Raw genomic sequence first — 20,019 nt, 5'->3', positions numbered from 1 at the left:
CCGAAGCCCCTCAACCCCCACAGCTCGGCGCTCCCCTCAGCCCGGCGCCCCCTCAACTCACCCCCGTGCCCCTCAGCCCCCAACCCCCTTGACCCGCAAGAACGCCCCCTCCAACCCCCGCTTGATCACCCCGGCCAACGGCCGTTCCACCGCTCGGTGGACGCCCCAGCTGACCGTCAGGAACCCGGCCAGCACCACGACGATCACGAGGCGCGCGTCCATGTCGTCGCGGAGCCGGCTGATCAGCGTCGTACCGGCGGCGTAGTGCAGCAGGTAGAGGGGATACGTCATGGCCCCGGCGGTGACGAGCCACCGCCCCCGTACCCAGTCCAGCTTCCCCCGCGCGATCGCGACCATCACCAACAGGAACACGGTGAAGATGAGGACCGCGCCCCGCCACCCGGACACCCCCTCGACCGTGTCGATCCGCGTCCCGATCTCCTTCTGCCCCATGAGCCAGGCCATCCCGAGGATGCCCCACAGGAGGAGGTCCTGGCCGAAGCGGTACATGAGGTAGAGCGCGAGCCCGGCGATGAAGTACCAGGCTCCGGAGGGGTTCGCGACGAGCATGAACAAGGGCGACCCGGCGGAAGGCGCCAGCATCGCCGCGGCCCCCCAGACGCAGCAGAACAGCACGACACGGCGGTACGTCAGCCCGAACGCGACCACGACCAGGAAGAGGAGATAGAACCGGAGTTCGGCCCAGAGCGTCCAGTACACCCCGTCGACATTCGCGACCCCGGCCCCGGACTGAAGCATCGTCAGGTTCAGCATGACGTCCCGGGGTTCGAGCCGCTCCCACACCCCGGGGAACGCCGCGAGGACCCCGGTCGTGAAGAGGACGGCGAACCAGTACGCGGGGTACAGCCGGATCACCCGGGAGACGAAGAACTGCCGGGGCGTCCGCCCCCAGCAGGACATACAGATCACGAACCCGCTGATGACGAAGAAGATCTCGACGCCGATCCAGCCGTACGAGGCCACCCGGAACACGTCCGGCATGATCTCGGAGACGGGCCGCCCCCAGATCAGATTGCCGGGCCGGTCCGCGCGCGCGGTCCCCGCGAAGTGGTGCAGCGCGACGAACAGCGCGGCGAGAAGCCGCAGCCCGTCGAGAACGTAGAGCCGGGGGCGGGGACGGTCCGGATCGAGCGGACCGCTCAACGGCACCCGTGAACGCTGAGTGAAGGTCAGGCCAGTCATCGGCGCTCACCCTACGGAGCACACATAACCCCGGGTGAACAAAAGAAGAAGACCCGTACGACCGAAGTCGTACGGGTCCCCTCAGAGAGCTACAGGCAGCTCAAGATCACTTCGTGATCTTGGTGACCTGGCCGGCGCCCACGGTACGACCACCCTCACGGATGGCGAACTTGAGGCCCTCCTCCATGGCGATGGGCTGGATCAGCGCCACCGTCATGTCGGTGTTGTCGCCCGGCATGACCATCTCGGTGCCCTCGGGGAGGGTCACAACGCCAGTCACGTCCGTCGTACGGAAGTAGAACTGGGGACGGTAGTTGTTGAAGAACGGCGTGTGACGGCCACCCTCGTCCTTGGACAGGATGTACGCCGTGGCCTCGAAGTCGGTGTGCGGCGTGACCGAACCCGGCTTGATGATGACCTGGCCGCGCTCGACGTCCTCGCGCTTGATGCCACGGAGGAGCAGACCGACGTTCTCACCGGCCTGGCCCTCGTCGAGCAGCTTGCGGAACATCTCGATACCGGTGACCGTGGTGGTGGTCTTCTCGGTCTTGATGCCGATGATGTCGACGGTCTCGTTGACCTTGAGGACACCACGCTCGATACGACCGGTGACGACGGTGCCACGACCGGTGATCGTGAAGACGTCCTCGATCGGCATCAGGAACGGCTTGTCGACGTCACGCTCGGGCTGCGGGATGTTCTCGTCGACGGCCTTCATCAGGTCGAGGACGGTGCCGGCCCACTTCTCGTCGCCCTCAAGGGCCTTGAGCGCGGAGACCTGGACGACCGGAAGGTCGTCGCCCGGGAACTCGTACTCGGAGAGGAGCTCACGGACCTCGAGCTCGACGAGCTCCAGGATCTCCTCGTCGTCCACCATGTCGGCCTTGTTCAGCGCGACGACGATGTAGGGGACGCCGACCTGGCGGGCCAGGAGGACGTGCTCCTTCGTCTGCGGCATCGGGCCGTCGGTGGCGGCCACGACCAGGATCGCGCCGTCCATCTGCGCGGCACCCGTGATCATGTTCTTGATGTAGTCCGCGTGACCGGGGCAGTCGACGTGGGCGTAGTGACGCGCCTCGGTCTGGTACTCGACGTGCGCGATGGAGATGGTGATACCACGCTGGCGCTCTTCCGGCGCCTTGTCGATGTTGTCGAACGCGGTGGCCTCGTTCAGGTCCGGGTACGCGTCGTGCAGCACCTTGGTAATGGCGGCCGTGAGGGTCGTCTTACCGTGGTCGATGTGACCGATGGTGCCGATGTTGACGTGCGGCTTAGTCCGCTCGAACTTCGCCTTCGCCACTGGGGTCCTCCTGAAGTGGTTCTGTACGCCTTGGATTCATCGGCGCCAGGTGATCTTTGCTGTTGGGTCCCGGGCCCCGGGCCTTACCACCGCGAATGCGGAGGAAAGACCCGTGAGTCACCGGGGTCAAGCCTACGGCGTGCGAACGCGGTGCGTTACTCGCCCTTGGCCTTCGCGATGATCTCCTCGGCGACGTTCCGCGGAACCTCGGCGTAGGAGTCGAACTGCATGGAGTAGCTGGCCCGGCCGGACGTCTTGCTGCGCAGGTCGCCGACGTAACCGAACATCTCCGAGAGAGGCACGAGACCCCTCACGACGCGGGCACCGGCCCGCTCCTCCATGGCCTGGATCTGGCCACGGCGGGAGTTGATGTCGCCGATGACCTCACCCATGTAGTCCTCAGGAGTGGTCACCTCCACCGACATCATCGGCTCCAGGAGGACGGGACCGGCCTTGCGGGCGGCCTCCTTGAACGCCTGGGAACCGGCGATCTTGAACGCCAGTTCGGAGGAGTCGACCTCGTGGTAGCCACCGTCGAGCAGGATGACGCGGACACCCGTCATCTCGTAGCCCGCGAGGATGCCGAACTGCATGGCCTCCTGAGCACCGGCGTCCACCGAAGGGATGTACTCCTTCGGGATACGGCCACCGGTGACCTTGTTCACGAACTCGTACGACGTGTCGCCGCCCTCGATGGGCTCGATCGCGATCTGCACCTTGGCGAACTGACCGGTACCACCGGTCTGCTTCTTGTGGGTGTAGTCCACGCGCTCGACGACCTTGCGGATCGTCTCACGGTAGGCGACCTGCGGCTTGCCGACGTTGGCCTCGACCTTGAACTCACGGCGCATGCGGTCGACCAGCACCTCGAGGTGCAGCTCGCCCATACCGCCGATGATGGTCTGGCCGGTCTCCTCGTCCGAGTGGACCTGGAAGGAGGGGTCCTCCTCCGCGAGACGCTGGATCGCGATGCCCAGCTTCTCCTGGTCGCCCTTGGACTTGGGCTCGATGGCGACCTGGATGACCGGCGCCGGGAAGTCCATGGACTCCAGGATCACCGGCTGCTTGTCGTCGCACAGCGTCTCACCGGTGGTGGTCTGCTTCAGGCCCATCACGGCGACGATGTCGCCGGCGCCGACCGCCTCGATCTCCTCACGCTTGTTCGCGTGCATGCGGTAGATCTTGCCGATGCGCTCCTTCTTGCCCTTGACGGAGTTCAGCACGGCGGTGCCGGACTCCAGGCGGCCCGAGTAGACCCGGACGAAGGTGAGCTTGCCGAGGTGCGGGTCGCTCATGATCTTGAACGCCAGCGCGGACAGCGGCTCGGCGTCGGACGGCTTGCGCTTGACGACCTCGTCCGCGTTGTTGACGGCGTGGCCCTCGATGGCCTCGACGTCGAGCGGGGTCGGCAGGTAGCGCACGACCGCGTCGAGCAGGGGCTGGACGCCCTTGTTCTTGAACGCGGTGCCGCAGAACACGGGGGTGACCGTCACGCCGTCGGACTTGCCGGAGGCGATGGTGATCTTGCGGATCGCGGCGTAGAGCTGCTCCTCGGAGGGCTCCTCGCCCTCCAGGAAGAGCTCCATGATCTCGTCGTCGTAGTCGGCGACGGCCTCGATCAGCTTGTTGCGGTACTCGTCCGCGGCCTCGGTGTGCGAGGCGGGGATGTCGACGACGTCGTACATCTCGCCCTTGGCGGCCTCGGCCGACCACACGAGCGCCTTCATGCGGACGAGGTCCACAACGCCCTGGAAGTCCATCTCGGCGCCGATCGGGAGCTGCATGACGAGCGGGACGGCGCCCAGGCGGTCCGAGATCATGTCCACGCAGCGGTGGAACTCGGCGCCGGTACGGTCCAGCTTGTTCACGAAGCAGATGCGCGGCACGCCGTAGCGGTCGGCCTGACGCCACACGGTCTCGGACTGCGGCTCCACACCGGCGACACCGTCGAACACCGTGACAGCGCCGTCGAGCACGCGGAGCGAACGCTCCACCTCGACCGTGAAGTCGACGTGCCCGGGGGTGTCGATGATGTTGATCGTGTAGTCGTCGTCCTCAAGCGGCCAGTGACAGGTGGTGGCAGCAGAGGTGATCGTGATGCCACGCTCCTGCTCCTGCTCCATCCAGTCCATCGTGGCGGCGCCGTCGTGGACCTCACCGATCTTGTAGCTGACGCCGGTGTAGAAGAGAATCCGCTCGGTGGTGGTCGTCTTGCCCGCGTCGATGTGGGCCATGATCCCGATGTTGCGGACCTTGGCCAGGTCAAGTGAAGTGGTAGCCATGAGGCTTCGGTCTTCTCTCGGTCTCGATGGGGTCTGCGACTACCAGCGGTAGTGCGCGAAGGCCTTGTTGGACTCGGCCATCTTGTGGGTGTCCTCGCGCTTCTTGACGGCCGCACCGAGGCCGTTCGAAGCGTCGAGAAGCTCGTTGAGCAGGCGCTCGGTCATGGTCTTCTCGCGGCGGGCGCGGGAGTAACCGACGAGCCAGCGCAGCGCGAGCGTGTTGGCGCGACCGGGCTTGACCTCGATCGGGACCTGGTACGTCGCACCACCGACACGGCGGGACTTGACTTCGAGCGTCGGCTTGATGTTCTCCAGCGCGCGCTTCAGCGTGATGACCGGGTCGTTGCCCGTCTTCTCACGCAGACCCTCCATGGCGCCGTAGACGATGCGCTCGGCGGTGGAGCGCTTGCCGTTCAGCAGCACCTTGTTGATGAGGGAGGTCACCAGAGGAGAGGCGTAGACCGGGTCGATGATGACCGGGCGCTTCGGGGCGGGGCCCTTACGAGGCATTCTTACTTCTCCTTCTTGGCGCCGTAGCGGCTGCGGGCCTGCTTGCGGTTCTTGACACCCTGGGTGTCAAGCGAGCCGCGGATGATCTTGTAGCGAACACCGGGCAGGTCCTTCACACGGCCACCACGCACGAGCACGATGGAGTGCTCCTGCAAGTTGTGTCCCTCACCCGGAATGTAAGCGGTGACCTCGATCCCGCTGGTCAGACGCACACGCGCGACCTTACGCAGGGCCGAGTTCGGCTTCTTCGGGGTGGTCGTGAACACACGCGTGCAGACGCCACGGCGCTGGGGGGAACCCTCCAGTGCGGGCGTCTTGTTCTTCTCGACCTTGTCCTGCCGGCCCTTCCGGACCAGCTGCTGGATCGTAGGCACTACTTCTCCGGTTTCTGTGTGCCGATGGTGTAGCTAACCTGGAACATCGCCGACCCACGCGGTCGGGTGTGTCGGACCCGGCAGACCCCCGCCGTGAGGCGGAAAGAGGCTCGGATCGCGGTGGCCGTACTTGGCTCAGGTGCGGTTGAGGACACGCACAGGAGCCAGGGCACACCCCAGGCACAAGTCCCGAGAGTACCCAGAGGCCGGGCCTCGGTCAAAATAAAAGGGTCACGGCACGACACGCCGGGTCTTGTTCAGTGCCGCTGATCGGTGACCCGTGTTACCCGCCCGCTGTCGCGCGCGACGAAATAGGTGGGCCGGTTCTGCACGGCCGTGTAGATCCTGCCCACGTATTCGCCGAGCAGTCCTACGCAGACGAGCTGGACGGCCCCGACGAACAGCACCCCGATGAACAGCGACGTCCACCCCGGCACGGTCTCCTCGTAGGCGTGCGCCCAGAGCGTGTACCCGATGAGCCCCAGGCAGACGACGAACGCGCACCCCCCGAGCCAGGTCGCGATCCGCAGCGGGGCCGCCGAGAACCCGGTCACGCTGTCCACGGCCAGCCGGATCATCCGGCCCAGCGGGTACTTGCTGCTCCCCGCCGCCCTGGGCGCCCGCTCGTACGTCACCTCGCCGCTCGGGAAGCCCAGCCAGGGCACCAGGAGCCGGTACACCCGCTGCTGGTCCGGGAGCGCCTTCAGGGCCTCCACGGCGGCCCGGCTGAGGAGACGGAAGTCACCTGCCTGCGCGGGCACGGAGGGGCCCGCCAGACGCCGTACGAGGCGGTAGTAGAGCGACGCCGTCCACCGCTTGAAGCCGGTGTCGCTGGCGCGGTCCGCGCGGATGCCGTACACGATGTCCAGGCCCTGCTCGCGGGCCAGCTCCAGCATCTCGGGGAGCTTCTCGGGCGGGTCCTGGAGGTCGGCGTCGATGCTCGCGACGAATTCTCCGGCGGCCCGGTCGAGGCCGGCGGTGAGCGCGGCCTGGTGCCCGGAGTTGCGGCGCAGGCCGATGATCCTCAGCTGCGGCCAGCCCAGCCGGAAGGCGTCCAGGAGGACGCCCGTACGGTCCGTGCTGCCGTCGTCCACGGCCACGACCTCGTACGACTCCCCCAGCCCGTCGAGGACGGGGCGCAGCCGGCTCACCAGAGCGGGCAGCGCCTCCTCCTCATCGAACATGGGAATGACGACCGACAGCGCAACCGACTCCCCCGGTATGCCATCGTCCTGGTTGTCCACGCGCCCCTCCCGAACCTGTGGAGCGGATGTGCGACTCTGATGCGATCTTATGCCCGGCTCCGTGTCGTGCCTGGCTCCGCTGCCGAGGGGGAACCCGCCGAATGAGTACCACCGCGACCGATCCCGTGGTGACGGCGCCGAGGCCACCGCGCCGCTTCGCGGTGCCCGACGGGGTACGACCGTACCTCCCCGCTCTCGCGCTGTACGGCGCCTGCAAGCTCGTCGGGCTCGGGGTCTTCGCGTACCTCCTGGAGTGGGCCGGCGACTACCAGAAGAAGGACCCCCGCTTCGGCGGCGGCGCGCACTGGTGGGACGTCCTCGCGACCTGGGACGGCTGGTGGTACCTCCAGGTCGCCGAGAAGGGGTACGACCCGAAGCCGCTCCAGCATCTCGCGCCGGGCAGCGTCTTCACCGTCCAGCAGGACTCGGTCGCCTACTTCCCCCTCTATCCCGGCCTGATCAGAGGTGTCTCGGAACTGACCGGTCTCGGTCTGTACGGTTCCGCGATCCTCGTCTCGGTGGTCAGCTCCTTCGTCGCGGCGGCCGGCATCTACGCGGTCGTCTCGCTCCTCGCGGGGCCGCGCGCGGGCACGATCGCCGCGGGCCTGTGGGCGATCGTGCCGGGCGCCGGTGTCGAGTGGGCCGTCTACTCCGAGTCCCTCTTCGTCGCCATCGCCGCCTGGACCTGCTGGTGCGTGATGAAGCGGCAGTGGGTGGCGGCGGGGCTGCTGGCGTTCCTCGCGGGCCTGAACCGGCCCACGTCCGCGGCGCTGATCGGCGCGGTGGGGCTGGCGGCGCTGGTGACGCTGGCGCGGCGGGAGTCGCGGCGCGAGCACGGGATCGCCGGGCCGGTGTACGCGATCGTGGCGGCGCCGATGGGCCTTCTCACGTACATCACCTGGGTCGGGCTCAGCATGGGTGACCTGACCGCGTACTTCACCCTCCAGCGTGAAGGCTGGGCCCACTACTTCGACTTCGGGGCCTACACCCTGGACGTCCTGCGCAACACGGCGGTCGGCAAGGCGGACTACCTCTTCGCGTTCCCGGTGCCGGACCTGATCGCGGTCCTCCTGGTCCTCACGCTCCCCCTCCTGATCGCCCTACTCCTGCGAACCCGCCCCCCGCTGGTCCTGATCGCCTACACCCTCGCCTCGATCATCACGGTCCTGGGCACCCAACAAATGTTCGCCAACACCCCCCGCTACCTCCTCCCCGTCTTCCCCCTCCTCCTCGCCCCCGCCCTGGCCCTGTCCCGCCTCAAGTGGCCAACCCTGGCAGCCCTGTTCGTACCGTTCGCGGTGGCTTCGGGGTGGTATGCGCACTACTTGATGTTCGAGTTGGGGATTCCGTAAGGGGGGAGTAGGGGGAGGGAGGGGGAACCGCGGACACCCGCACCTGGACGACGAACAGCACCACGTCCTTTAGGGGCGCGGGGAACTGCGCGACAAGCCACAACGCACCCGCACCGGCCGACGCACCCCAGCCCCCTCCCCGGCCCACCCCCTACGCCGCCAGCAACACCATCAGCAACATGAACGCGGCCCACCCGGCGATGGACAGCCACCCGAGGATGATCCCGGCCATGGCGAACCCCTCCCCGCCCTCCCCGGTCCGCTGGATCTCCGTCCGAGCCGTGTGCCCGAGGATCACCGCGGGAATCCCGGTCAACCCCATCGTCATGGTCGTGAGGACCCCGCACACCAACGCCCCCACGGCCTTCCCATTGGTCGGCGGCGCCGGCATGGGCCGGAACGTCCGCGGCACATACCCCTGCGGCGGCGGCCCGAACTGCTGCACAGGCGCGGGCCCCTGCGGCAGATCCGCGACGATCAGCGTCAGCTCCCCCACGGTCCGCGCCTGATACGCCCGGGCCACCCGCTTCTCCAGCTCGTCCGCCTGCAACCGCCCCTCACTGAACCCGGCCCGCAACACATCCACGGCCCGCTCCCGATCGGCGGTGGACGCCAGCATCCCCGCCCCCTGCTGCACAGCAGGCTGCTGCCCACCCGGCCCCTGCGCCGGCTGCCACGGCTGCCACGGCGTCGGATACGACACGGGACCTCCCCCGGACGGCACCACTTCTCTTCTTACCCCTATCATCCCCCAACGCCCGACACGGGCCCACAGTTCCACCACGCCGCACCAAGAAGACACCGGACGGGAAGGAAACACGCGAAACGGTCAGCACCCCAGAGCCAACAACGCCACCCCGCCCGCTCCCCCGCACATATCCGCCCCAGTTGGCCGATTCGCGCTCTTCCCAGTCCGGCGTTCTCGCGTTTTCAGTACGTTGACCGGTCGTTGCGAGGAAGTCGGGGGTAGGCGTGACGAGCACAGCGATGCACTCAACGGACGACGGAGGGCTGGACGACCGGGTGCCTTTCCTGGCCCGGCTGGAGACCAAGGACCGCTCGGCCCTGCTGACTCTCGGCCGTCGGCTGGACTTCACGGCTCGCATGATCCTCATCCACCAGCACGAGCCTTCCGCCCACGTCCTCTTCCTGGTGCGCGGCTGGACCAAGGTCACCGCCTCGGCCGCCAACGGGTACGAGGCCCTGCTCGCACTGCGCGGGCCGGGCGACATCGTCGGCGAGTCGGCGGCCCTCACCGGGCGGCCCCGCTCGGCGACGGTGACCGCGCTGGAACCCGTCACGGCGGTTGCCGTGGAACACGAACGCTTCAAGGACTTCCTCGGCCGTTTCCCGGCCGTGTCCTTCGCCCTCCTCGGCCTGACCGCGGACCGCACGCGCGCGGCCGACCGCCGCCGGCTGGAGTTCGCCTCGATGAGCGTGCGCCAGCGATTCGCCGTCCTCCTGCTGGACCTGGCCCGCACGCACGGCCGCCGCGCGGAGGGCGGCATCGAACTCGCCGTACCGCTGAGCAAACAGGAGTTGGCGGGGTCGGTCGGTGCGTCCCGGGAGATGGTGCAGCGTCTGTTGCGGGAACTGCGCGACAAGGAAGCGGTGCTCACGGGCCGTCGGACGCTGCTGATCAGGCGGCCGGACGTACTGCGGAGGATCGCGGCGGCGCACCTGCCCGGCGTTCCCCTGCCTCAGGGCCCGCAGGAGGAATGACCTCTCCCTCCCCAGCCGTCGTTCTGTGCACACGGTCACAGAACGAGTGAGTCATACGCCCTCACTGCTCGCCTCACGGGGACGCCACGCTGTTGCCTCGCACCGGCCCCCTTCGGAGAGGCGACCATGACCGACCCCGTGAGCCGCACCATCCTGCTGCTGGACATCGAGAAGTACAGCGCCCGGGACGACGTGGAACAGGCGTACCTGCGACGCATGCTCTACGACATCGCCGACCGTGCGCTCGAAAGCGCCGGCATCGACGAGACACTGCGGCTGCGTGCCGACCGCGGAGACTCCGTCATGGAACTCATCGATGCGAGTGCCCCGGTCACAGCACTGCTCCGCACCCTGCTCACCAGCGTGCCGGACCAGTTGCGCTCGGTGAACCGGATGGCGTCGCGTTCCGCCCAGATCCGGCTGCGGGGCGTCGTCTCCACCGGCTGGGTCGCCGTGGACAAGCACGACGGCTGGGTCGGCTCCGACCTGAACCACGCCTGTCGGCTCCTCGACGCCGATGTGCTGCGGGACGCCCTGCGAGAGCGCACCGGCGATTTCGCGCTGTGCGTCTCGGACTCCGTGTACGCGGGGGTCGTCCGGCACGACCACGTGAGCATTCCCAAGGAGCAGTTCCACGAAGTGACCGTGGACAGCAAGAACGGACCGCTGACGGCATGGCTGCACGGCCCCGTGCCGACCGGAGCGGCGGAGCGGCGCCACGGTGGGAACGCACGGGAGGAGAAAGGGGCACCCTCTGTGTTCGGGAACGCCCCCGTCATCGGTGGCGGCACGGTCAACGGCGACCAGAACAACATCACCGGCAACCACATCGGGGGCGACTTCACCATCGGCGGCTCGGCGGGCAGGCGGGGTGAGGGGTCGTGAGCACGACCGACCAGCAGTCCCCCGCGGCCGTCCAGCCCCAAGGCGACTCCGCTCCGGCGGACGAGGTGGCCAGAGAAGAGGCGGACGAGGAGTCCGAGGAACGCGACCAGCCGCAGGACGCCTGGTCGGCCAGGCGTGACCTGGTCGATCACAGTCCGCGCAGCATGCGGATCGGTGCTCAGGCCCGCTTCGGTGGCGGCACGGTCAGCCGCGACCAGAACAACATCACCGGCAACCAGGTGGACGGCGATGTGATCATCGGGACCAAGACGGTCTACCAGTTCTCCATGCCGGGCTTCTCGTCTCGCGGCTCCGCGTCCGGTGAGATCCCGGTGACCGTCCTGGAGCGGCTCAGCGAGGACTTCGTCGCCGACGAGACCGTCGTGACCGGCCTGCTCGCCCGGCTGCGCCGTGACCACGTCCTCGTCCTGTCCGGCGCCCGCTTCACCGGTCGGCGCACGGCCGCCCTGATGCTGTTGCACCGACTCGGTCTCACGAGCGTCCGTGCTCTGGACCGCACGGTCGAGCCGAGTTCCCTGGCTGACCAGGTCGGCGTCCCGGACGGCGAGGCGAACCCCTCACGCGGGTACGTCATGTGCGACGTGTCCACCCGCCGCGACCGCCCGCTGCGCGAACCTCACCTGCTCGCCGCCCGCGACCGGCTCGGGGAACACGGCTATCTGATCATCACCGTCGACCTCACCGCCGTACTGGAGAGTGTGCCGTTCGTAGAGACCTGGAGCCCGCCCGCCGCCGCCGAGGTCCTCGCCTCACATCTGGCGTCCCGCACCGACGCCGCAGCCTCGGCGGAACTCCTCGGGCTCGCGGAGGTCACCGAATTCCTGGGCCGCAACCATCAGTTGCGTGAGGTCGCGGCCTTCGCTCAGCAACTCGCCCGGTACTCGGCACAAGAGGTCGGCGCGGAGGCGATCGCGCAGTTCTCGCTCGTTTCGCTGGAGAGCCAGGTCCAGGAGTGGTTCGAGGAGGACGAGGCATCGATCCACTTGAGGGACAAGGCGTTCCTGGTCGCCCTGGCCGCCTTCGACGGCGGACCGTACGCACTCACCGCTGAGGTCAGCGATCTGCTCTACCGCTTCCTCCAGGAGACCTGGAACCACTCCCTCACCCCCGAGGTCCCGGTCTTCGGCACCCACATCGGCAAGCGTCTCCAGCTCGCCAGGGCGGAGAGGTTCGAGGAGGACGAGCACACCGAGTGGGGGCCGGTGCCTCAGCAGAAGGCCAGGTTCGTCGACGAGCGGTTCTCCTACGTACTGCTGCGCGAGGCGTGGACGGGCCATCCCTCCGCCCGTCCCGCGCTGATCGAGTGGTTGCGCCGGCTGTCCGACGACGGCCGCCCTCTGGTCCGTACCCGAGCCGCGTCCACCGTCGCGGTCCTCGCGCTGACCGACCTGCCCTCGGCGATGGCGCTGATCATCGAGCCGTGGGGAACCTCCCGCCTGTCCCGGCACCGGCTGGTCGCCGTGAGCGCGCTCACGCTCGCCCACCTCATCGGCACCCCCCACGTCCCGCGCATCCTCGACGGCTGGTGCGACAACGATGATCCCCGGCTGCGTTGGGTGGCTGTACGGGCGTACGGACTGCTCGGACCGGAACGCCCCGAGCAAGCGCTCGCCGCGCTGCGGGGAGCCGTACACCGGCTGTACGAGGGCGATCCCGACGACATCGACAGCGCGATGCTCCGCGAACTCGCCGACGCCGTGGACCTGCTGCTGCTCTCGCCCACCGGTCATCGTGCTCTCGCCGAGTTGCGTGCCCACGTGAACGACGACCGGCCGGTGCGCGAGCTGACGCTCCGCGGCTTCCTGAGCGCCTGCGGGCATACGGAGGCCGACGAGCGGTACGGCGATCCGCTGGTCCTCACCTGGTACGCCCGTTCCGCGGCCGACGCCGACGTGGCCGACGGCGTCCCCGCGCTGTGGCGGGCCGCGCTCGCCGATCAGCTGACCACCGACGACTCGCTGGCCGCCCTGCGGCGCTGGGTGCTGATCGCCGACCGGTCCGCAGCCACCGAGTGGGCGCTCGCCGCTCTGCTGCCCCGGCTCATCACCACTCGCTCCGAGCACCAGCGGCTGAGCCACCTGCTGCGGACCATGCCCGGCAGGGACGGCAGCCCGCCGCCCAAGGTGGCAGCCCGCCTGCTGGCCGTCCTTCCACCGCACTGACCCGCTGCCTCTGCGACCTGTACCGAGGAGACATCCACGATGCCCGCTTTCCCACGCCCGCCCGAGTGGCAGCAGTCGGCGGACCGGCACACCCGACTCGTCGATCCTGTGCTCACCGTGCGCCAGCTGGGCCGGTTCGAACTCGGTCTCAAGTTCTTGGTCCGCATCGACCACGCCCTGGTCTTCACCACGCCGAAGGGCGGCTACGAACCTTTTCTGCCGCCCCGGCGCCCCACCCGCGGTGAGATCGCGGCAAAGCGGTACACGGCCGTGTACGAGGTGGACATGGGCGTGCACCCGTTCACGGCCGAACTGCCGTTGCCCAGCGACAACGACGCGTTCGAGTTCACGGCGGCCGTCGATCTGTCCTGGCAGGTCCTCGACCCGGCCCGGTTCGTGGCCTGCGGGCACCGGGACGTACCGAGCCTGGTCCTGGGCGAACTGCACCACGCGGTCCGGTCGGTGACCCGGCGGTTCACGATCGCCGACAGCGCCGAAGCCGAACGTGAACTGCTGCGGACGGTCACCGCGCTCGGTCCGCTCGGCTCGGCCGCGGGCCTGCGGGTCGACTGGATGCTGCGGCTCCGCCGCGACCAGGAGAACCTCGACCACCAGCGTCGTCTCCAGGCCATCGACCACTCCTCCTCGGAGCAGATCCACGCGGCGGAGCTCGGAATGCGGGTCGACGTCGAGACGGACCGCCGGAACCGGCAGCAGGACCGGCTCCAGCTCGAACGGAGCCTGGCCCACGGCGCCCAGCAGCACGAACTGGCGATGCAGCAGGGGCAGCACATGCTGGAACTCCAGCGTTTCGAGACCGAGAAGATCAACTTCTATCAGTGGCACCTGTCCCAGGGCGGCGTCCAGGCATGGGCGCTGCACCTCGCCCAGCACCCCGAGGACTCCCACCTGGTCATGTCCAGCATGCGCGAGGACCAACTCCGCATGATCCAGGCCCAGATGGATCTCGTGAAGCAGCTGCTGAACGACGGTACGCCAGAGAGCTACGAACTGGAGGGCCCGAAGAAGCTCGCGCTGCGCACGGTGAGCGACATCCTGAACCAACGGCTTCCGGGCGTCCCCCAGTCACCTCCTCTGATCCCACCGCCCGGACTCCAGGGCATGCCGGGTGAGCAGGCTCCGCCTCCGGAGAAACAGCGGGTTCCGGACTCCAGCGTTCCCGCCCCGCCGCCCGTGCCACCACAGGCTCCGTCCTGGCAGCCCCCGCCCGGTTACGGCGACATCCCCACGCTGCCCGCACAGACGCCGACCGGAACCAGCGGTCCGGCGGACCGCGCAACGCGGTCGGACCCGGACGGCTCCCGGCAGGCAGACGGCACATGACAGCCACCGACCCGGCGCCGTTCCGTCCTCCCGCCCACACCGGCTCCCGCGAGCGCATACGCCTGTGTGAACGCCTCCTGGCCGATCTCCACACCGAGATCGCGCGCGCCGACAACAAGGCCGCCGTGCTGGTAGCCGCGCTCGGTGTGACGGCCGGCCTGTGCACCGGGCTGCTCGCCGGACGGAACTGGACCCCGGCCGCGCTGTCCGCCCCGGGTACCACGCTGTGGTGGTCGGGGACCGGGTTCCTCGTCGGCTCTCTCTTCGCCCTGCTGCTCGCCGTACTCCCGCGCTACCGCACCAGGTCGTGGGCGCCGGGTCTGCCCCTGACGTACTTCGGCGACATACGGCAGGCCGTCCGTCACGACCGGCTGGAGCCCGCGCTGGCCGATACGGAGCGCGACCCGGTCGCCGCCCTGACCGCGGCCCTCGCCGAGTCGAGCCGCATCGCGGCCCGCAAGCACCAGTGGATTCGCATCGGCCTGACCTCTTTCTGCCTCGGCACGGTCCTGTTGCCCGCGTCGCTGCTGATCGGCTGACCCACCGCACACCGTCCCCGCCCGAAGCAACCGACAGGAACACCCTCATGCCCCAGCAACCACCGGAGTACCCACAGCCACCGCAGTACCCACAGGCCCCCCAGTACGCACAGACACCCCCGCCCCCGCCGCCCTCGCCCTCCGTCCACCCCCACCACATCGGCACCGATCACGGTCGCGTTCACATCCGCAGAAAGCAGCGCCGCACCGATGCCACCGCCATCGGCAGTCTGCTGCTTCATCTGCCGAACTTCCTGGCCAGCCTGTTCGTCGTCCTCCTCGTCTCGATGCTCTTCGGCGATGCCGCCATCGTCCTGGTGCTGGCCTGGCTCGCCGGCGGCGCGCTCGTGTTCCACCGGCCCACCGAAAGCGCCCTCGCCCGCTATCTGCTCCACCTGCGCCGTCCCACTCCGCAGGAGCTCGCCAGACTCGAACCGGTCTGGCACGAGGTCACGGCCCGCGCGGGTGTGGAGGGCCGCGCCTACGAGTTGTGGGTGGAGGACAGCGACAGCCTGAACGCGGTCGCCGCGGCCGGTCACATAGTCGGCGTCACCCGCTTCGCCATGGACGAACTGCCCAACGGCGAACTCGCGGCCGTCCTGGCGCACGAACTGGGCCACCATGTCGGCGGCCACGCCTGGTCCGGACTGCTCGGCTACTGGTACGCGCTGCCGGGACGGCTCGCCTGGCGTGCCCTGAAAGCGGTCTCCGGCCTCGTGTTCAAGGCGTCGCGCGCCTTCGGCGGCGTCGGTTTCCTCATCACCCTGCTGGTCGTCGGCAGCATCGCCCTGGCGACGATCCGCAGTCTGTACGGACTGCCTCTGCTCGTACTGGCCGTGCCGTACGCGCTCGCGGCTGTCAGCCGGCGTTCCGAACTCCAGGCCGACAGACACGCCGCCGGACTGGGCTTCGCCCCGATGCTGGCCGCCGTCCTGGAGAAACTGCACGAGGAGCAGGAGCGGGCGGCGCTCGCCGCGGCGAACGGGAGTGTACGGCTGGAGGGCGGCATGCTCAGCAGGCTGCTCTCGTCCCACCCGGACTACCACACCCGGCTGCACCATCTGCGGCCCTACCTGCGACCGCCGCGCTGACCGACCCCGCACACGCCGAAGGGCGGCCACCCCCGAAGAGGTGACCGCCCTTCCAGCAACTAGGCCCTACTGGTTGTACGGCCCGTAGTCGTAGTCCTCCAGCGGAACAGCCTGACCCGACCCCGTGCCGAACGGCGAGTAGTCGATGTCGTCGTACCCGACCGCCGAGTACATCGCGGCCTTGGCCTCCTCGGTCGGCTCGACCCGGATGTTGCGGTAGCGGGAGAGCCCCGTACCGGCCGGGATGAGCTTACCGATGATGACGTTCTCCTTGAGGCCGATGAGGCTGTCGGACTTGGCGTTGATCGCCGCGTCCGTCAGGACCCTCGTCGTCTCCTGGAAGGAGGCGGCCGACAGCCAGGACTCCGTGGCCAGCGAGGCCTTGGTGATACCCATGAGCTGCGGACGACCGGAGGCGGGGTGACCGCCCTCCTGCACGACCCGACGGTTCTCGGTCTCGAACTTGGACCGCTCGACCAGCTCGCCCGGCAGGAGTTCCGCGTCGCCGGACTCGATGATCGTCACGCGGCGCAGCATCTGCCGGATGATGATCTCGATGTGCTTGTCGTGGATCGACACGCCCTGCGAGTTGTACACCTTCTGGACCTCGCCGACCAGGTGGACCTGGACCGCGCGCTGACCGAGGATGCGCAGCACGTCGTGCGGGTTCGTCGCGCCGACCGTGAGCTTCTGGCCCACCTCGACGTGCTCACCCTCACTGACCAGCAGACGGGCACGCTTCGAGATCGGGAACGCCGTCTCGTCGCTGCCGTCGTCCGGCGTGATGACGATCTTCTTGGTCTTCTCGGTCTCCTCGATCCGCACGCGGCCCTGGGCCTCGGAGATCGGGGCGACACCCTTCGGCGTACGGGCTTCGAAGAGCTCGACGACACGGGGCAGACCCTGGGTGATGTCGTCACCGGCCACACCACCGGTGTGGAAGGTACGCATCGTCAGCTGGGTACCGGGCTCACCGATGGACTGGGCGGCGATGATGCCGACCGCCTCACCGATGTCGACCAGCTTGCCGGTGGCCAGGGAGCGGCCGTAGCACATGGCACAGGTGCCGACGTGCGACTCGCAGGTCAGGATCGAGCGGGTCTTGACCTCCTCGATGCCGTGCCGGACGAGCTCGTCGATCAGGACGTCACCGAGGTCGGTGTTGGCCGGGGCCAGCACACGGCCGTCGACCGTGATGTCCTCGGCGAGCATCCGGGCGTAGACGGACGTCTCGACGTTCTCCGTCTTGCGCAGCACGCCGTCCTCGCCGCGCTCGGCGATGGCGAGCTTGAGGCCGCGGTCGGTGCCGCAGTCCTCCTCGCGGATGATGACGTCCTGCGAGACGTCCACCAGACGACGGGTCAGGTAACCCGAGTCGGCGGTACGCAGGGCGGTGTCCGCGAGACCCTTACGGGCACCGTGGGTGGAGATGAAGTACTCCAGCACGGAGAGACCCTCACGGAACGACGCCTTGATGGGCCGCGGGATGGTCTCGTTCTTCGCGTTCGACACCAGACCACGCATACCGGCGATCTGCCGCATCTGCATCATGTTTCCTCGGGCACCCGAGTCAACCATCATGAAGATGGGGTTCGTCTTGGGGAAGTTCTCGTTCATCGCCTCGGCGACCTCGTTGGTCGCCTGGGTCCAGATCTGGATGAGCTCCTGCGTGCGCTCTTCCTTGGTGATCAGACCGCGCTCGTACTGCTTCTGGACCTTCTCGTCCTTGGCCTCGTACCCGGCGACGATCTCCTTCTTCGCCTCGGGGACGACGACGTCGGAGATGGCGACGGTGACACCGGAACGGGTCGCCCAGTGGAAGCCGGCCGCCTTCAGGTTGTCCAGCGTCGCGGCGACGATCACCTTGGGGTAGCGCTCGGCGAGGTCGTTGACGATCTCGGAGAGCTGCTTCTTGCCCACCGAGTAGTCGACGAACGGGTAGTCCTCGGGCAGCAGCTCGTTGAAGAGCGCGCGGCCCAGCGTGGTGCGCAGCCGGAAGCTGTCACCCTGCTGCCACTCCGGCTCGTCCTCCTCGCGCACCGGCGGGGTCCAGCCGCGCGGCGGGATGGTGCCCACCGGGAAGCGGATGTCGACCGGCGACTGGAGAGCGAGCTCCCCGGCGTCGAACGCCATGATCGCCTCGGCGACCGAGGAGAAGGAACGCTCCTCGCCCTTGGTGTCGCGCAGCTCGCCGTCGGTGGTGAGGAAGAACAGACCGAGGACCATGTCCTGGGTCGGCATCGTCACCGGCCGGCCGTCGGCGGGCTTGAGGATGTTGTTCGAGGACAGCATCAGGATGCGCGCCTCGGCCTGCGCCTCCGCGGAGAGCGGCAGGTGGACGGCCATCTGGTCACCGTCGAAGTCCGCGTTGAACGCGGTGCAGACGAGCGGGTGGATCTGGATGGCCTTGCCCTCGACGAGCTGCGGCTCGAACGCCTGGATACCGAGGCGGTGCAGGGTGGGCGCACGGTTCAGCAGCACCGGGTGCTCGGCGATGACCTCTTCGAGGACGTCGTACACGACGGTGCGGCCACGCTCGACCATCCGCTTCGCGGACTTGATGTTCTGCGCGTGGTTGAGGTCCACGAGCCGCTTCATGACGAACGGCTTGAAGAGCTCCAGGGCCATCGCCTTCGGCAGACCGCACTGGTGCAGCTTGAGCTGCGGACCGACGACGATCACGGAACGCGCGGAGTAGTCCACACGCTTGCCGAGGAGGTTCTGACGGAAACGGCCCTGCTTGCCCTTGAGCATGTCGCTCAGGGACTTCAGCGGGCGGTTGCCGGGGCCCGTGACCGGGCGACCACGACGACCGTTGTCGAAGAGGGCGTCCACGGCCTCCTGGAGCATGCGCTTCTCGTTGTTCACGATGATCTCGGGCGCGCCGAGGTCGAGAAGCCGCTTCAGGCGGTTGTTGCGGTTGATGACGCGGCGGTACAGGTCGTTCAGGTCGGAGGTCGCGAAGCGGCCACCGTCCAGCTGCACCATCGGACGCAGGTCCGGCGGGATGACCGGCACACAGTCCAGCACCATGCCCTTGGGGCTGTTGCTGGTCTGGAGGAACGCGGAGACGACCTTGAGGCGCTTGAGCGCGCGGGTCTTCTTCTGGCCCTTGCCGGTGCGGATGATCTCGCGGAGGCGCTCGGCCTCCTCTTCGAGGTCGAAGGACTCCAGGCGCTTCTGGAGCGCGGCGGCGCCCATCGAGCCGTCGAAGTAGGTGCCGAAGCGGTCGCGCAGCTCGCGGTAGAGCAGCTCGTCGCCTTCGAGGTCCTGGACCTTGAGGTTCTTGAACCGGGTCCAGACCTCGTCGAGGCGGTCGATCTCGCGCTGCGAGCGGTCGCGCAGCTGCTTCATCTCGCGCTCGGCGCCTTCGCGCACCTTGCGGCGCACGTCGGACTTGGCGCCCTCGGCCTCCAGCTCGGCCAGGTCGCCTTCCAGCTTCTTGGCGCGGGCCTCCAGGTCGGAGTCGCGGCGGTTCTCGATCTGCTGGCGCTCGACCGAGACGTGCGCCTCCAGGGAGGGCAGGTCACGGGTACGGCGCTCGTCGTCGACGTACGTGATCATGTACGCCGCGAAGTAGATGACCTTCTCCAGGTCCTTCGGGGCGAGGTCGAGCAGGTAGCCGAGGCGCGACGGAACGCCCTTGAAGTACCAGATGTGGGTGACGGGAGCGGCCAGCTCGATGTGGCCCATCCGCTCACGGCGCACCTTGGCGCGGGTGACCTCGACGCCACAGCGCTCACAGATGATGCCCTTGAAGCGGACACGCTTGTACTTGCCGCAGTAGCACTCCCAGTCCCGGGTGGGGCCGAAGATCTTCTCGCAGAAGAGCCCGTCCTTTTCCGGCTTCAGGGTGCGGTAGTTGATCGTCTCGGGCTTCTTGACCTCGCCGTGGCTCCACTGACGGATGTCGTCCGCGGTGGCCAGGCCGATCCGAAGCTCGTCGAAGAAGTTGACGTCGAGCACTATGCGTCAATCCCTCTCAGGGTT

15 protein-coding genes are annotated in these 20,019 nt (G+C 68.3%); 7 read left to right on the top strand and 8 right to left on the bottom strand.

The annotated features are described in order from the left end of the window. Positions 1-72 precede the first annotated feature (72 nt). The 6 genes from ABZX85_RS18720 to ABZX85_RS18695 form a co-directional block, all read right to left on the bottom strand. A complete protein-coding gene (locus ABZX85_RS18720) occupies positions 73-1,203 on the bottom strand; it encodes an acyltransferase (protein WP_355869291.1) in 1,131 nt (376 codons plus the stop codon). 106 nt (positions 1,204-1,309) lie between these two features. Further along, positions 1,310-2,503, bottom strand: a complete 1,194-nt coding sequence (gene tuf / locus ABZX85_RS18715) for an elongation factor Tu (protein ID WP_355869288.1) — start codon at positions 2,501-2,503, stop codon at positions 1,310-1,312. A gap of 155 nt (positions 2,504-2,658) precedes the next feature. Continuing rightward, a complete protein-coding gene (gene fusA, locus ABZX85_RS18710) occupies positions 2,659-4,785 on the bottom strand; it encodes an elongation factor G (RefSeq protein ID WP_355869285.1) in 2,127 nt (708 codons plus the stop codon). A gap of 39 nt (positions 4,786-4,824) precedes the next feature. After that, positions 4,825-5,295 (bottom strand): 30S ribosomal protein S7, encoded by a 471-nt coding sequence (gene rpsG / locus ABZX85_RS18705; protein ID WP_355869282.1) that lies wholly within the window; start codon positions 5,293-5,295, stop codon positions 4,825-4,827. A gap of 2 nt (positions 5,296-5,297) precedes the next feature. After that, positions 5,298-5,669 (bottom strand): 30S ribosomal protein S12, encoded by a 372-nt coding sequence (gene rpsL / locus ABZX85_RS18700; RefSeq protein ID WP_003948652.1) that lies wholly within the window; start codon positions 5,667-5,669, stop codon positions 5,298-5,300. A 257-nt stretch (positions 5,670-5,926) separates the two neighbouring features. Continuing rightward, on the bottom strand, positions 5,927-6,913 hold the full coding sequence (locus tag ABZX85_RS18695) for a glycosyltransferase family 2 protein (RefSeq protein ID WP_355869279.1): 987 nt from the start codon (positions 6,911-6,913) through the stop codon (positions 5,927-5,929). 101 nt (positions 6,914-7,014) lie between these two features. Here ABZX85_RS18695 and ABZX85_RS18690 point away from each other — a divergent pair, with 101 nt between their 5' ends. Then, the gene (locus ABZX85_RS18690) at positions 7,015-8,265 is read left to right on the top strand and encodes a glycosyltransferase family 39 protein (RefSeq protein WP_355869276.1); all 1,251 of its coding nucleotides are present in this window, start codon (positions 7,015-7,017) and stop codon (positions 8,263-8,265) included. A 151-nt stretch (positions 8,266-8,416) separates the two neighbouring features. On the opposite strand, the gene ABZX85_RS18685 is transcribed toward ABZX85_RS18690, so the two are convergent. Further along, the gene (locus ABZX85_RS18685; protein WP_355869962.1) at positions 8,417-8,884 is read right to left on the bottom strand and encodes a DUF1707 and DUF4190 domain-containing protein; all 468 of its coding nucleotides are present in this window, start codon (positions 8,882-8,884) and stop codon (positions 8,417-8,419) included. A 368-nt stretch (positions 8,885-9,252) separates the two neighbouring features. On the opposite strand from ABZX85_RS18685, the gene ABZX85_RS18680 reads away from it, so the two are divergent. The 6 genes from ABZX85_RS18680 (at position 9,253) to ABZX85_RS18655 (ending at position 16,029) form a co-directional block, all read left to right on the top strand. Then, positions 9,253-9,987, top strand: coding sequence for a Crp/Fnr family transcriptional regulator (locus ABZX85_RS18680; RefSeq protein WP_355869959.1), 735 nt, complete (start codon positions 9,253-9,255; stop codon positions 9,985-9,987). Positions 9,988-10,113: 126 nt separating this feature from the next. After that, positions 10,114-10,872: a hypothetical protein gene (locus ABZX85_RS18675; protein WP_355869273.1), complete on the top strand. Its 759-nt coding sequence runs from the start codon at positions 10,114-10,116 to the stop codon at positions 10,870-10,872. After that, positions 10,869-13,055: a hypothetical protein gene (locus tag ABZX85_RS18670; protein ID WP_355869270.1), complete on the top strand. Its 2,187-nt coding sequence runs from the start codon at positions 10,869-10,871 to the stop codon at positions 13,053-13,055. Before ABZX85_RS18675 ends, ABZX85_RS18670 begins: the two co-directional genes overlap by 4 nt. 39 nt (positions 13,056-13,094) lie before the next feature. Further along, positions 13,095-14,399 (top strand): hypothetical protein, encoded by a 1,305-nt coding sequence (locus ABZX85_RS18665; protein WP_355869267.1) that lies wholly within the window; start codon positions 13,095-13,097, stop codon positions 14,397-14,399. Continuing rightward, positions 14,396-14,938: a Pycsar system effector family protein gene (locus ABZX85_RS18660; RefSeq protein WP_355869264.1), complete on the top strand. Its 543-nt coding sequence runs from the start codon at positions 14,396-14,398 to the stop codon at positions 14,936-14,938. Before ABZX85_RS18665 ends, ABZX85_RS18660 begins: the two co-directional genes overlap by 4 nt. Before the next feature lie 47 nt (positions 14,939-14,985). Beyond that, positions 14,986-16,029, top strand: coding sequence for a M48 family metalloprotease (locus ABZX85_RS18655; RefSeq protein WP_355869261.1), 1,044 nt, complete (start codon positions 14,986-14,988; stop codon positions 16,027-16,029). A gap of 66 nt (positions 16,030-16,095) precedes the next feature. On the opposite strand, the gene ABZX85_RS18650 is transcribed toward ABZX85_RS18655, so the two are convergent. After that, complete coding sequence (locus ABZX85_RS18650) at positions 16,096-19,995, bottom strand: DNA-directed RNA polymerase subunit beta' (RefSeq protein WP_355869258.1); 3,900 nt, start codon at positions 19,993-19,995, stop codon at positions 16,096-16,098. Positions 19,996-20,019: the final 24 nt, after the last annotated feature.

This window comes from Streptomyces sp. NPDC004539 (assembly GCF_040610055.1).
Lineage (GTDB): Bacteria > Actinomycetota > Actinomycetes > Streptomycetales > Streptomycetaceae > Streptomyces.
Note: the sequence above shows the minus strand (reverse complement) of the source record. Positions and strands in the feature narration are given on the sequence as shown.